This is a genomic window from Paracoccus zhouxuedongae (assembly GCF_041927815.1).
In the GTDB taxonomy this organism is placed as follows: domain Bacteria; phylum Pseudomonadota; class Alphaproteobacteria; order Rhodobacterales; family Rhodobacteraceae; genus Paracoccus.
In genome coordinates this window covers 81333-93772 of record NZ_JBHFHM010000010.1, presented here as the reverse complement: position 1 = coordinate 93772, position 12440 = coordinate 81333, and the positions used below count along the sequence as shown (strand labels likewise).

Sequence of the window (12440 nt, the reverse complement as noted above, 5' to 3'; positions counted from 1 at the left end):
ACACCCGCTGTCACGCGACGCCCAAGAGAGGGCCAATTGACGACAGCCGCCACAAGCCAGCGGGCTGGGCAAGGTGGCCCACCCGACCGCTTCGCCGTACGCGGGACGCCATTCACATCATACCGGCGGCTTGGCCCGGCCGGTCTGTGTCGCGCCCCTGTGAACACCCGCTGTCACGCGACGCCCAAGAGAGGGCCAATTGACGACAGCCGCCACAAGCCAGCGGGCTGGGCAAGGTGGTCCACCCGGCCGCTTCGCCGCACGCGGGACGCCATTCACATCATACCGGCGGCGTGGCCCGGCAGGTCTGCGCCGCGCCCATCCGAAGCGCCGCTGTGATCCAACGCCCGAGACGTGGCGCAGATGAGAGCGTCCGCCCGCAAGCCCCCTTCGCACGATAGCCCGACCGGCGGCGTCAGCGCGCAGGGCAAAGGGCAATCGATGTTGGGCACCCGCGGCGTGAACGCCGCGCAGCGGCACAGCCTTTGCCACCCCACAACAGCACGCATGACAAAGGCCGCCCCAAGCGGGACGGCCTTCGCGCAGATCGTCGGGCGGATCAGTTGCCGCCGGTCATGCCCTGTTGTTGCCGGGCCTGTTCGGCCTCGATCTGGCGCCAGCGGGCGACGTTGGCGTTGTGCTGCTCAAGCGTGGTGGCAAAGGCGTGGCCGCCGGTGCCGTCCGCGACGAAATACAGATAGTCCGTGGGGTCGGGATTCAGCGCGGCCTCGATCGCGGCGCGGCCGGGGTTGGCGATCGGGGTCGGCGGCAGGCCGTCGATGACATAGGTGTTATAGGGCGTGCGCGTCGTCAGTTCGCTGCGCCGCAGACCGCGATCCAGGATCCCCTCGCCCTTGGTCACGCCATAGATCACCGCCGGGTCGGTCTGCAATTTCATGCCCTTTTCCAGACGGTTGACGAACACCCCGGCGACCTGACGCCGCTCGGTCGGCACCCCGGTTTCCTTTTCCACCAGCGAGGCCATGATCAGCGCCTCCTCCGGCGTCTTGTAGGGCAGGCCTTCGGCGCGCGCGTCCCAGGCGGCTTGCAGGTTGCGGGTCTGGCGCGCAGTCATATCGGCGATCAGCGCGGCGCGGTCGGCGCCCTGGGCGACCTCATAGGTATCGGGCGACAGGCTGCCCTCGGGCGGGGTCGCCTTGATCTCGCCCTTCAGGAAGTCGGCGGCGTTCAGCGCCTGCACCACCTGCCAACTGGTCACGCCCTCGGCCATGGCGATGCGCAGCCGCGCGTCGGCGCCCGTGATCGCCTCGCTCAGCGCCTCGGGGGCGGTCTCGGTGGCGGGATTGATGCGGATACGTTCGACGATCTGGCCGGTGGCCGGATCAACCTCGCGCAGGACAAGCTGGTTGGCGCGCACGCCGATGCGCATCAAGACCTCGGCGCCGCAGGTCGAGGGGCCGCCGGCGGTGATCGTGTCGACAATCCCCGACATCGATTCGCCAGGCCGGATCAGGAACGAGCCGAACTTCACATCGCCCGCCCGCCCTTCGTAATCGGCGCCGGTGCGGAACAGATAGGCCGAGCGGATCGCGCCCTTTTCGACCAGATCATCTGCGACCTTGCGCAACGACGATCCGGGCGCGACCTGGAGGCAGACCGCCTCGGTCAGCGGACCGGGGCCTTGATAGCTGCGCTTGGCCCAGGCGATGCCGCCGCCCACGGCCACCAAGAGCACGATCAGCACGGTCAGGAAATTGGCAACGATATGCTTCCACATCAGCCGCGCACCTTGCCAAGGACCAGGCTGGCATTGGTGCCGCCAAAGCCGAAGCTGTTGGACAAGGCCAGGTCGATGCGGCGCCGCACCGCCGCCTTGGGCGCCAGGTCGATCGGCGTTTCAACGGCGGGGTTATCCAGGTTCAGCGTCGGCGGCGCGACCTGATCGCGGATCGCCAGCACGCAGAAGATCGCCTCGACCGCGCCGGCCGCGCCCAAAAGGTGCCCGATGCTGGATTTGGTCGACGACATGGTGACACTGCCCGCCCGGTGGCCCAGCAGCCGTTCCACCGCGCCCAGTTCGATCGTGTCGGCCATGGTCGAGGTGCCATGCGCATTGATGTAATCCAGATCACCCGGCGCGATGCCCGCGCGCGCAAGCGCCGCCGACATGCTGCGGAAGCCGCCGTCGCCATCCTCGGACGGGGCGGTGATGTGATAGGCGTCGCCCGACAGGCCATAGCCCAGCACCTCGGCATAGATGTTCGCGCCCCGCGCCTTGGCGTGCTCATATTCCTCAAGCACGACGACGCCCGCGCCCTCGCCCATGACGAAACCGTCGCGGTCGGCATCCCAGGGGCGGCTGGCGGCCTGCGGATCATCGGCGCGTTTGGTCGACAGCGCCTTGCAGGCGTTGAACCCGGCAATGCCGATCTCGCTGATCGGGCTTTCGGCGCCACCGGCCACCATCACATCGGCATCGCCAAGCGCGATCAGCCGCGCCGCGTCGCCAATCGCATGGGCGCCGGTCGAACAGGCGGTCACGACCGCATGGTTCGGCCCCTTGAAGCCGAAGCGGATGCTGACCTGACCGCTGACCAGGTTGATCAGCGCGCCGGGGATGAAGAAGGGGCTGACGCGCTTTGGCCCCTTTTCCTTGATCAGCACGGCGGCTTCGGCAATCGAGGTCAGCCCGCCGATCCCCGACCCGATCATGACGCCCGTGCGCAGCCGCCCCTCCTCATCCTGAGGTTGCCAGCCGCTGTCGCGCACCGCCTGATCGGCGGCAGCCATCCCATACAGGATGAAGTCGTCGACCTTGCGGCGATCCTTCGGCTCCATCCAGTCGTCGGGGTTGAAGGTGCCGTCGCTGCCATCGCCATAGGGGATCTGGCAGGCATATTTGGTGATCACGTTTTCCGCGTCGAACCGCGTGATCGGCCCCGCGCCCGACTGACCGGCCAGCAGCCGCGACCAGGTTTCCTCGACCCCGCAGGCCAAAGGCGTGACCATCCCCAATCCCGTGACAACGACCCGACGCATGGCACCTCCGCCTTCTGACTTTGCCTGTGGTCCGGTGCGGACCGCTGCTGCACGCCCGTTCCACGCCACGCCGCCGGATCAAGCCCGACAACACCGGCGGCCCAAGCGGCACGCCATCCGGCACACCGCATCGGGACAGGCCCTTTCAGGGCAGAGATACACGCGGGGCGCGATGCGCGCAACGCGCTGAACCTGTTCTGTGATGATGCCCCCCCTTTCGCAAAGGTGAAAACCGGCAACCCGCCGCCTGTCGCCAAGCTGACCTTGCGCGATTCGGATTGAGATATGCTTAAGATTGCCCCAGCCTAGCCCGACATTTCACCACGGGGCATCGCCATGCTGGCCGCGACCATCAGCCTTGTGCTGGCCTTCTGGGCGCAAAATCTTGCCGAATGGCGCGGTGGCGGGCCCGATCTGCCGCAAAACGATCTGACGCGGCGGCTGTTGCCGCCATCCACCCCGGCGTGCGGGCGGCTGCGCTGATCCTTGTCAGCCTGCTGATCCCGCTGGCGCTGATCCTGGGCCTGATCTTGCCGCCCGGTCAGGGCCGCCCGCTGATGGTGATGATCGCCACCGCCCTGGCCGCCAATGCGGCGATGCAGGCGGTGGCAAGCCTTGCGCAGCGCCGCCCATTGCCGGGCACCTTGACGGGCCTTGCCCTGATGCTGCCCACCGCCATCTGGCTGCTGGCTGCCATCCCGCAGGCACCCGCCGCCAAAATGATCTGGGGCGCGGCCGGTGTCGCGGCCACGCCCCTTGTTCTGTTGCCGATCTGGTGGCTGGCCGCCGCTCTGTCGCGGCACCTTGGCCTTAATCCAGATGGCTCGACAGGAACCACAGATCCTTGTCGGCCTGGCGCGAGGCGGCGGTGAAGATGTCGGCCGTATCGGCATCGCCCGCCTCATCCACCGTGTCGATCGCCTCGCGCAGGGCACCGCCCAGGTCGCGCAGGCGATCGCACACGGCCTTGATGTGGTCCTCGGCCTTGGTCAGGTCGGTCGGATAAGGCTCGATCCGGCTGGCCTTGCCCACAACCTCAAGCGTGCCAAGCGCCACGCCATCCAGGATCTGCACCTGCTCGGCCATGATGTCGATATGGGCTTGCAGATTGGCATGGACCGAATCGAACAGCTCATGCACGGCGATGAAGTTGCGCCCCTTGACGTTCCAATGCGCCTGCTTGACCGCCAGCCCCAGGGCGATGGCATCGGCCAGACAGGCGTTCAGCGTGGCAATCGAGGTCTTGCGGGCGTTGTCCTTCAGCCCCTTCAGGTTCACGGTCATCGGCACCTCCTGCATGTGACCGCACCCAACGCGGCTGCCCCCGCGCCGGTTTCCTGCCGCGACAATCCGCCCCGGAAATGCAAAACGGCACCCCGTGGGGTGCCGCTTCAAGGTCTGACCGGATGGATCAGACGGCTTCGCTGATGAACTTCACCGCATCGCCAAAGGTCTGGATGTTTTCGGCGGCGTCATCGGGGATTTCGATGCCGAACTCTTCTTCGAAGGCCATGACCAGTTCCACGGTGTCCAGGCTGTCGGCGCCCAGGTCATCGATGAAGGACGCGGATTCGGTCACCTTGTCCTCTTCGACGCCCAGATGTTCGACGACGATCTTTTTCACGCGATCAGCGATATCGCTCATGTCTCTTCCTCAGTTGGCGGGCTTATGCCCAGTCAAATGCCCGCGAAACGCGAGGCGTCCGGTCTCCCGGAGGTCAGAACGGCTATATCACAGTGCGGCGAAGGCGCAAGCCATTTGCCCCACCGCCTGTGACGCGGCGTCACACCATCGCCATGCCGCCATTCACATGCAGCGTGGCGCCGGTCACATAGCCCGCCTCGGGGCTGGCCAGGAACAGCACGGCCGCGGCGATCTCCTCGGGGGTGCCCATGCGACCGGCGGGGATCTGGGTGTTGATCCGCGCCTTCTGGTCGTCGGTCAGCTTGTCGGTCATCGGCGTGGCGATGAAACCGGGGGCCACGCAGTTCACGGTGATGCCGCGGCTGGCGACCTCGGCGGCCAGGCTTTTGGTCATGCCGGTCAGCCCGGCCTTGGCGGCGGCATAGTTCCCCTGCCCCGCATTGCCGGTGGTGCCGACGACCGAGGTGACGCTGATGATCCGCCCCCAGCGGGCCTTCATCATCGACCGCAAGGCGGCGCGCGACAGCCGGAAGGCGCTGCCCAGATTGACGGCCAGCACCTGATCCCATTCCTCATCCGACATGCGCATGAACAGGTTGTCGCGGGTGATGCCGGCATTGTTCACCAGAATGTCGACCGGCCCGCCCATCGCCTCACCGGCCGCAGCGACAAGCCCCGCCACCGCCTGCGCATCGCCCAGATCGGCAGTGACCACATGGGCGCGATCGCCCAGTTCCGCGGCCAAAGCCTCCAGCGGCGCGGCCCGCGTGCCCGACAGCGCGACCACCGCCCCGGCCTGATGCAAGGCCCGCGCCACCGCGCCGCCAATCCCGCCCGAGGCTCCCGTCACCAGCGCCCGCTTCCCCGTCAGATCGAACATCGCGATCCCTTTCTTTTTGGTGCAAATATCCTGGGGTCCGGGGCAAGGCCCCGGTCCACCCTCAGCCCTTCAGCGCCGCGATATCCTCGGGCGTGCCGATGGCGCGGGTCACGGCATCGGGCGCGATCCGCCGGATCATCCCCGACAAAGCCTTGCCCGCGCCGATTTCCCAGAACTCGGTCACGCCCTGATCGGCCATCCAGATCACCGATTCCCGCCAGCGGACCGAACCCGTCACCTGCTCGACCAGCAGGCGGCGGATATGGCCCGGCTCGGCCACCGCCTCGGCGCGGACATTGGCGACGACCGGCACGACGGGATCGCGGATCTCGGTCCCGGCCAGGCTGTTGGCCATCACCCCGGCAGCGTGCTGCATCAGCGCCGAATGGAACGGGGCCGAGACCGGCAGCGCGAGTGCGCGCTTGGCGCCGCGCTCCTTGGCCAGGGCCATGGCGCGTTCGACCGCGGCCTTGTGGCCGGAAATCACCACCTGCGCGGGGTCATTGTCATTTGCGGCCTGCACGACATCCTCGCCCGCGGCCTCGCGCGCGATCGCGTCGACCGCCTCGAAATCGAGGCCGAGGATCGCGGCCATCGCGCCCTCGCCCACCGGCACCGCCTCTTGCATGGCTTGGCCGCGCACGCGCAGCAGCCGCGCGGTGTCCCACAGGCTTAGCGCCCCCGCCGCGCACAAGGCCGAATATTCGCCCAGCGAATGCCCCGCGACATAGGCGGCATCGCTGACCGCGTAACCCTCGGCCTCAAGCGCGCGCATCGCGGCGATGGATGTCGCCATCAGCGCCGGTTGCGCATTGGCGGTCAGCGTCAGGGTCTCGGCGTCCCCCTCCCAGATCAGCGCCGACAGCTTTTCGCCCAAGGCCTCGTCGACCTCATCGAACACCGCGCGCGCGGCCGGATAGGCCTCGGCCAAGGCCCGGCCCATGCCGATGGTCTGGGCGCCCTGGCCCGGGAACACGAAAGCACGGCTCATCTTGACCCTCCGTCATTGTGCCCCACCCTGTTAGCGCCGCCCCGCGACTTGCGCAAGAAACCCCGGTTTTGCCTTGCGCGGCCCGCGTTTCCCGCTATAAGGCCGCATCCTTCCGCTTTCACGAAACCGGCGCAGCCTCTCGTGGCGGGTTGCGGAAGGTGTCACCCGCCTATGAAGCGCGCCCGAGACGACAGGAGCTTACATGCCGCTTTATGAGCATGTGCTGATCGCGCGTCAGGATCTGTCCAACGCGCAGGCCGAAGGCCTGATGGATCACTTTTCCTCGGTTTTGACCGACAACGGCGGCAAGGTCGTTGATCGTGAATACTGGGGCGTGAAGACCATGGCCTACAAGATCAACAAGAACCGCAAGGGCCATTACGGCTATCTGCGCACCGACGCGCCGTCGGCCGCCGTTCAGGAAATGGAACGTCTGGCCCGCCTGCATGACGATGTGATGCGCGTGCTGACCATCAAGGTCGATGCGCATGAGGAAGGCCCCTCGATGCAGATGCAAAAGCGTGATGAGCGCGGTGACCGTGGCGATCGCGGCGACCGTGGTGATCGCGGTGACCGTGGTGACCGTGGTGACCGTGGCGGCGAACGCCGCGAGCGTCGCTAAGCGCATCGGAAAGGATCTGAAACATGGCCAACAAACCGTTTTTCCGTCGCCGCAAGGTCTGCCCGTTCTCGGGTGAGAACGCGCCCGCGATCGATTACAAGGACACCCGTCTGCTGCAGCGCTACATCAGCGAACGCGGCAAGATCGTGCCCGCCCGCATCACCGCCGTGTCGGCGAAGAAGCAGCGTGAACTGGCCCGCGCCATCAAGCGCGCCCGCTTCCTCGCCCTGCTGCCCTACGCCGTGAAATAAGGGGAAGACAGATGCAAGTCATTCTTCTGGAACGCGTGGCCAAGCTGGGCCAGATGGGCGATGTCGTGACCGTCAAGGACGGCTACGCCCGCAACTTCCTGCTGCCGCAAAACAAGGCGCTGCGCGCCAGCGACGCCAATATCAAGGCGTTCGAGGGCCGCAAGGCCGAGCTGGAAGCCCGCAACCTGGAAACCAAGAAAGAGGCTCAGGCCCTGGCTGAAAAGCTGGACGGTCAGGTCTTCGTGGTGATCCGCTCTGCCTCGGATGGTGGTGCGCTGTATGGTTCGGTCAGCCCGCGTGACGCCGCCGATGCGGCCGAGGCCGGCGGCTTCAAGGTCGACCGCAAGCAGTTCGCCCTGATCGCCCCGATCAAGGATCTGGGCCTGCACCAGGTGTCGGTCTCGCTGCACCCCGAGGTGGACGCGACCATCACCCTTAACGTCGCCCGTTCGGCCGAGGAAGCCGAGCTTCAGGCCTCGGGCAAGTCGATTCAGGAACTCGCCGCCGAGGCTGACGCCGAAGCCGAGTTCGAGATCGCCGAACTGTTCGACGAGATCGGCGCCGCCGGTCAGGACGAAGATCAGGCCTGATCGATCGGTCAACCAGGATCATGGAACCGCGCCCACCGGGCGCGGTTTTCTTTTGTGCGCAGCTTCGATCTTTGGCCGGTTCGGCCGCCGGCCACCAGACAATCGCCCCGACGCACCCTGCCAACCCGCGAAAGGACTGATCATGACCCGCCCCCTTCCCCTGATTGCGCTGATTGCGGCACTGGCTGCTGGGCTTTCCCCCAATCCCTTGATCGCGCAGGAAAACGCTGGTGCCAACCAAGCCGTTGCACCGGATTTCGCGTCCGATATCATCGCGCGGTTCGATTTTCCCTGGGCGCTCCTGCCGCTGCCTGACGGCGGCTTTCTGGTGACGGAACGCGGCGGGCGGCTGTGGCGGGTCAGCGCGGCGGGCGACAAGACCGAGATCACCGGCCTGCCCACGGTCGAAGCCAGCGGCCAGAACGGGCTGCACGACATTGCCCTTGCCCCCGATGGCAGCCTGCGGCTGACCGCCGTGGTGCCGGGCGCGGCGCGGGGCGGCGATCTGGCGCTGTTCTCGGCGCGGCTTGAGGGCGAGCGTCTGGCGGATCTGCGTGAAGTCTGGCGTCAGACCCCGCCCGGCGGCGGCGGTCAGCCCGGCGCGGTGATGGCCTTTGACGGCGCGGGCAACCTGTTCCTGACCGTCGGCGACCGGATGCGCCCGGATGAGATGGGCGGGGATGCGCTGCGTGGCGTGATCCTGCGCTTTGATGCGGATGGGGGCGTGCCGCAGGTCTGGTCACGCGGCCATCGCAACCCCTACGGTCTGGTCTTTGACGATCAAGGCCGACTTTGGTCGCATGAAATGGGTCCGCGCGGCGGCGATGAGCTGAATCTGATCGTCGAGGGTCGCGATTACGGCTGGCCCGAGGTCTCGAACGGCGACCATTACAACGGCAGGCCGATCCCCGATCACCCGACGCGCCCCGATCTGGCGCCGCCGGCGCTTTACTGGACGCCGGTGATCGCGCCCGCCGGGATGATCCAGGTCGGTGGCCCGGTCTTTGCCGACTGGGCGGGCGACCTGCTGATCGGGGGGCTGGCCAGCCAGGCGCTGATCCGGGTGCGGCCCGATGCGGAAGGCCGCGCCTCCGAGGTTGCGCGCTATGACATGGGCGCGCGGATCCGCGATGTGGCGCAGACCGTCGATGGCGCGATCTGGGTGATCGAGGATGCCGACAACGGCGCGCTGCGGCGACTGACGCGTTAAGGCGGGAAACCAAAGCCGCGCCCGTGCGTTAGCTGAACTGACACGGGCATCCATTCGCCCCTCTGACACGGAAAGGGCCGATGATGACCGACCAGCCGCTGCGCGACGACGCCACGGATCCGGATGACGCCGCGCGCGGCAAGATGATCCTGCTGGGGCTGGGTGCCGCAGCACTTGGCGTGCTGGTCGCCCGCCGCGCCCCCGAGACGGCCGACAAGATCGTGCGGGTCGAGGAACGGCTGGGCGGTGCGGCGGCGACGCTGGCCGCAGGCGGCGGCGTGGCGGCGGGGTTTGCCGCGCTGAAAGACGACGCCCCCCCTGCCCGCCGGTCCGCCATCCTTGACTGGATCACCGATGAGGCGCAGGCCCGGATGATCGGTGCGATCAGCGGTCAGCCCGTCGATCGCCCCCCTGTCGGCACGCAACTGGCGATGCTGGCGCGCGTCGCGGGCGACCGGCTGACCCATCCGGGTAAGGACAGGGCCAAGGCCGGGCTGAAGGGCAAGGCCGATACCGATAAATCCGATGACGCCCCCGACACCGCCGAAGGCGCGCGCAGCGGCCCCGGACGCGGCATCGACGCAGACAGCCCGACCGAAATCCCGGCGCGCGGCTGGTTCGACGTGCTCAAGCGCACCGCCCGCGAAATCGGCAAGGACCGCGTCATTACCTTTGCCGGCGGCATCACCTTTTTCGCGCTTCTGGCCTTGTTTCCGGCGATCACCGCGCTTGTCTCGATCTATGGCCTGTTCGCGGATCAGGCGACCATCGCGGGCCATGTCGACGCGCTGTCGGCCTTTGTCCCCGAGGGCGGGCTTGAGATCATCACCGGCCAGATCGAGCGGATCAGCAGCGCTGACGGCACTGCGCTTGGGATCGCATCGCTGGTGTCGCTGGCTGTCGCGCTGTGGTCGGCCAATGGCGGCATGAAGGCGATGATCGAGGGGCTGAACGTCGCTTATGGCGAACATGAACAGCGCGGCTTCTTCAAGCTGAATGCAACCGCTTTCGGCTTTACGCTGGGGGCGATGGCGCTGATCATCGGCATGATCGGTGTGATCGCGGTGATCCCGGCGCTGCTGGCCTGGCTGCCGTTCTCGCCCTCGGCCGAGGCGCTGATGACCTGGGGCCGCTGGCCGCTGGTGTTCGTGCTGATGATGATCGTGCTGGCCGCGCTATACCGCTTTGGCCCCTCGCGGCAGGATGCGCGCTTTGCCTGGACGGCGCCCGGCACCATCGTTGCCGCCATCGGGCTGATGGGCTTTTCGATGCTGTTTTCGTGGTATGCGGCGAACTTCGCCAATTACAACCAGACCTATGGCAGCCTGGGCGCGGCCATCGGTTTCATGACCTGGATGTGGCTGTCGGCGACGATCATCCTGGCCGGGGCCGAGCTGAACCACGAGACCGAGCGCCAGACCGCGCGCGACACCACCACCGGCCCCGACAAGCCGCTGGGCGCGCGCGGTGCGCATGGTGCCGATACGGTTGCCTAACGGCCCATTGCCGCGCCCTGCGCGCTGCGGATGGTGGCGGCGGCGGACAGGCTGCCGTCGCCTTCGCGTCGCGCCGCGGTCAGGCGGGCGGCGCTTTTCGCCGGGATCAGGGTGACCTGATGGCCGCGCGCGCGCAGCCCCGCGATGGTGGCTTCGGGCATGTCATCCTCGATCACGATCTGGCCGGGCTGGCGCGTGCGCGGATAGAATGAGGATGGGAAATCCATGATATGCAGCACCGGCGCATCCATCGCCGCTTGCAGATCCATCCCGAACACCGCGTGGCGCAGGAAGAATTGCAGGCACCATTGATCCTGCTGATCGCCACCGGGCGTGCCGAAGGCCAGGCTCGCGCCGTCCTGATGACGCGCCAGCGAGGGCGTCAGCGTGGTGCGCGGCCGCCGCCCCGGCGCCAGCGAGGTCGGCAGCCCCTCCGCCAGCCAGAACATCTGCGCGCGGCTGTTCAGGCAAAAGCCCAGGTCGGGGATGACCGGGCTGCTTTGCAGCCACCCGCCCGAGGGCGTGGCCGAGACCACATTGCCCCAGCGATCGATTGCGTCCAGATGCACGGTATCGCCGCGCGGCGGGGCCAGATGCGCCATCGTCGGTTCATAGACGCCGCCCTCGGGGCGCGACAGCCGGTCGATCAGCGCAAGGCCGCGTGTGACCTGCTGCGCGTAACCGGGCAGCGTGCCGGGGCGCAGATCAAGGCTGGCGCGGTCACCGATCAGCGCGCGGCGCGCGGCGGCATAGTCGGGTGACAGCAGCCCTGCCAGCGGCACATCGGCATGGTCGGGATCGCCGTAGTAGATCTCGCGGTCGGCAAAGGCCAGTTTCATCGCCTCGGCCAGCAGGTGCAGGTAATCCGGGCCAAGCGGGTCCATCGCCGCCAGATCGTCGCGGGCGAGCATCGCCAGCACTTGCAGAAACAGCGGCCCCTGCGACCACGGCCCGGCCTTGGCAAGCTGCCAGCCGTGAAAGGCCAGCGTGGCCGGTGCCTCCCACCGGGCGGCGTAGCCGGCCAGATCGGCGGCTGACAGAACCCCGGCATGGGCCGCGCCTGATCCATCCATGAAGGGCTGGCGGCAGAAGGCATCGATGCGGTCCGCGACGAAGCCGCGATAAAAGTCGTCGCGCGCGGCCTCGATCCGGGCCTCGCGCGTGGGGGCTTGGCCCGCGATGTCCAGGATGCGCCGCCAGGTCGCGGCCAGCACCGGGTTGCGAAAGGTTTGCCCGCCCTGCGGCGGCTGGCCGCCCGGCAGCCAGCATTGCGCCGATCCCGGCCAATGTGCGCGAAAGTGATCGGCCAGCCCCGCAATGGCCTGGGCCGCGCGCGGCAGGATCGGGTGGCCCTGATCCGCCAGATGGATCGCGGGTTCCATCACCGTGGCCAGATCCAGCGTGCCGTGATCGCGCAGCATCAGCATCCAGCCGTCGAAGGCGCCGGGGATGACGGTTGCCAACAGCCCGTCGCCGGGGATCAGCGACAGACCCTGGTCGCGGTAATGGGCGATGCTCGCGCCCTCAGGCGCGGGGCCTTGCGCGCACAGCACCTGCACATCATCGCCCCGCTGAAGGATCGCGGGCAGATCGCCGCCCGGACCGTTCAGATGCGGCTCGACCACCTGCAAGGCGAGGCCGGTGGCGACGGCGGCATCGACCGCATTGCCGCCCTGCTCCAGCATCGCTATGCCGGCCTTTGCGCCCAGTTCATGCGTGGCCGCGACCACGCCGAAACGTCCCTTGATCATCGCA

Annotated in this window: 14 protein-coding genes; 7 read left to right on the top strand and 7 right to left on the bottom strand. The window is 67.7% G+C overall.

Translation table 11 applies throughout. From position 1 onward, the window contains the following. Positions 1-559: 559 nt before the first annotated feature. A complete protein-coding gene (gene mltG / locus ACEYYA_RS12430; RefSeq protein WP_374801100.1) occupies positions 560-1738 on the bottom strand; it encodes an endolytic transglycosylase MltG in 1179 nt (392 codons plus the stop codon). Further along, positions 1738-3000 carry a beta-ketoacyl-ACP synthase II gene (fabF, locus tag ACEYYA_RS12425; RefSeq protein ID WP_374801098.1) on the bottom strand — a complete coding sequence of 421 codons (1263 nt, stop codon included), beginning with the start codon at positions 2998-3000 and terminating at the stop codon, positions 1738-1740. Before fabF ends, mltG begins: the two co-directional genes overlap by 1 nt. A gap of 336 nt (positions 3001-3336) precedes the next feature. On the opposite strand from fabF, the gene ACEYYA_RS12420 reads away from it, so the two are divergent. Beyond that, the gene (locus tag ACEYYA_RS12420) at positions 3337-3483 is read left to right on the top strand and encodes a hypothetical protein (protein WP_374801096.1); all 147 of its coding nucleotides are present in this window, start codon (positions 3337-3339) and stop codon (positions 3481-3483) included. Continuing rightward, positions 3465-3872 (top strand): hypothetical protein, encoded by a 408-nt coding sequence (locus ACEYYA_RS12415; protein ID WP_374801094.1) that lies wholly within the window; start codon positions 3465-3467, stop codon positions 3870-3872. The genes ACEYYA_RS12420 and ACEYYA_RS12415 overlap by 19 nt, the downstream gene beginning before the upstream one ends. On the opposite strand, the gene dps is transcribed toward ACEYYA_RS12415, so the two are convergent. From dps to fabD, 4 genes are all read right to left on the bottom strand, one after another. Then, entirely contained in the window at positions 3811-4284 is a 474-nt protein-coding gene (gene dps, locus ACEYYA_RS12410) for a DNA starvation/stationary phase protection protein Dps (protein WP_374801092.1), read from the bottom strand. The two genes, ACEYYA_RS12415 and dps, sit on opposite strands and share 62 nt — an antisense overlap. A 127-nt stretch (positions 4285-4411) precedes the next feature. Beyond that, a complete protein-coding gene (locus ACEYYA_RS12405) occupies positions 4412-4645 on the bottom strand; it encodes an acyl carrier protein (RefSeq protein WP_374801090.1) in 234 nt (77 codons plus the stop codon). A 139-nt stretch (positions 4646-4784) separates the two neighbouring features. Continuing rightward, positions 4785-5525 (bottom strand): 3-oxoacyl-[acyl-carrier-protein] reductase, encoded by a 741-nt coding sequence (fabG, locus tag ACEYYA_RS12400; protein ID WP_374801088.1) that lies wholly within the window; start codon positions 5523-5525, stop codon positions 4785-4787. 61 nt (positions 5526-5586) lie between these two features. Then, positions 5587-6516, bottom strand: a complete 930-nt coding sequence (gene fabD, locus ACEYYA_RS12395) for an ACP S-malonyltransferase (RefSeq protein WP_374801086.1) — start codon at positions 6514-6516, stop codon at positions 5587-5589. Positions 6517-6718: 202 nt separating this feature from the next. Here fabD and rpsF point away from each other — a divergent pair, with 202 nt between their 5' ends. The 5 genes from rpsF (at position 6719) to ACEYYA_RS12370 (ending at position 10685) form a co-directional block, all read left to right on the top strand. Next, positions 6719-7138, top strand: coding sequence for a 30S ribosomal protein S6 (rpsF, locus tag ACEYYA_RS12390; RefSeq protein ID WP_374801084.1), 420 nt, complete (start codon positions 6719-6721; stop codon positions 7136-7138). Between the two features lie 23 nt (positions 7139-7161). Continuing rightward, the gene (gene rpsR, locus ACEYYA_RS12385) at positions 7162-7389 is read left to right on the top strand and encodes a 30S ribosomal protein S18 (protein WP_374801082.1); all 228 of its coding nucleotides are present in this window, start codon (positions 7162-7164) and stop codon (positions 7387-7389) included. Between the two features lie 11 nt (positions 7390-7400). Then, the gene (gene rplI, locus ACEYYA_RS12380) at positions 7401-7979 is read left to right on the top strand and encodes a 50S ribosomal protein L9 (protein ID WP_374801080.1); all 579 of its coding nucleotides are present in this window, start codon (positions 7401-7403) and stop codon (positions 7977-7979) included. 142 nt (positions 7980-8121) lie between these two features. Further along, on the top strand, positions 8122-9189 hold the full coding sequence (locus ACEYYA_RS12375) for a PQQ-dependent sugar dehydrogenase (protein WP_374801078.1): 1068 nt from the start codon (positions 8122-8124) through the stop codon (positions 9187-9189). Positions 9190-9272: 83 nt separating this feature from the next. Next, positions 9273-10685 (top strand): YihY/virulence factor BrkB family protein, encoded by a 1413-nt coding sequence (locus ACEYYA_RS12370; RefSeq protein WP_374801077.1) that lies wholly within the window; start codon positions 9273-9275, stop codon positions 10683-10685. On the opposite strand, the gene ACEYYA_RS12365 is transcribed toward ACEYYA_RS12370, so the two are convergent. Continuing rightward, positions 10682-12436, bottom strand: coding sequence for a gamma-glutamyltransferase family protein (locus ACEYYA_RS12365; RefSeq protein ID WP_374801075.1), 1755 nt, complete (start codon positions 12434-12436; stop codon positions 10682-10684). The genes ACEYYA_RS12370 and ACEYYA_RS12365 overlap by 4 nt on opposite strands. Between the last annotated feature and the right edge of the window lie 4 nt (positions 12437-12440).

Excerpts from the sequence above, each read along its gene's own strand:
- fabD (WP_374801086.1), bottom strand. The coding sequence starts at position 6,516 with ATGAGCCGTGCTTTCGTGTTCCCGGGCCAGGGCGCCCAGACCATCGGC.
- rpsF (WP_374801084.1), top strand. The coding sequence starts at position 6,719 with ATGCCGCTTTATGAGCATGTGCTGATCGCGCGTCAGGATCTGTCCAAC.
- fabF (WP_374801098.1), bottom strand. The coding sequence starts at position 3,000 with ATGCGTCGGGTCGTTGTCACGGGATTGGGGATGGTCACGCCTTTGGCC.
- mltG (WP_374801100.1), bottom strand. The coding sequence starts at position 1,738 with ATGTGGAAGCATATCGTTGCCAATTTCCTGACCGTGCTGATCGTGCTC.
- ACEYYA_RS12370 (WP_374801077.1), top strand. The coding sequence starts at position 9,273 with ATGACCGACCAGCCGCTGCGCGACGACGCCACGGATCCGGATGACGCC.
- ACEYYA_RS12420 (WP_374801096.1), top strand. The coding sequence starts at position 3,337 with ATGCTGGCCGCGACCATCAGCCTTGTGCTGGCCTTCTGGGCGCAAAAT.
- rpsR (WP_374801082.1), top strand. The coding sequence starts at position 7,162 with ATGGCCAACAAACCGTTTTTCCGTCGCCGCAAGGTCTGCCCGTTCTCG.
- ACEYYA_RS12365 (WP_374801075.1), bottom strand. The coding sequence starts at position 12,436 with ATGATCAAGGGACGTTTCGGCGTGGTCGCGGCCACGCATGAACTGGGC.
- ACEYYA_RS12405 (WP_374801090.1), bottom strand. The coding sequence starts at position 4,645 with ATGAGCGATATCGCTGATCGCGTGAAAAAGATCGTCGTCGAACATCTG.
- ACEYYA_RS12375 (WP_374801078.1), top strand. The coding sequence starts at position 8,122 with ATGACCCGCCCCCTTCCCCTGATTGCGCTGATTGCGGCACTGGCTGCT.
- rplI (WP_374801080.1), top strand. The coding sequence starts at position 7,401 with ATGCAAGTCATTCTTCTGGAACGCGTGGCCAAGCTGGGCCAGATGGGC.
- dps (WP_374801092.1), bottom strand. The coding sequence starts at position 4,284 with ATGACCGTGAACCTGAAGGGGCTGAAGGACAACGCCCGCAAGACCTCG.
- fabG (WP_374801088.1), bottom strand. The coding sequence starts at position 5,525 with ATGTTCGATCTGACGGGGAAGCGGGCGCTGGTGACGGGAGCCTCGGGC.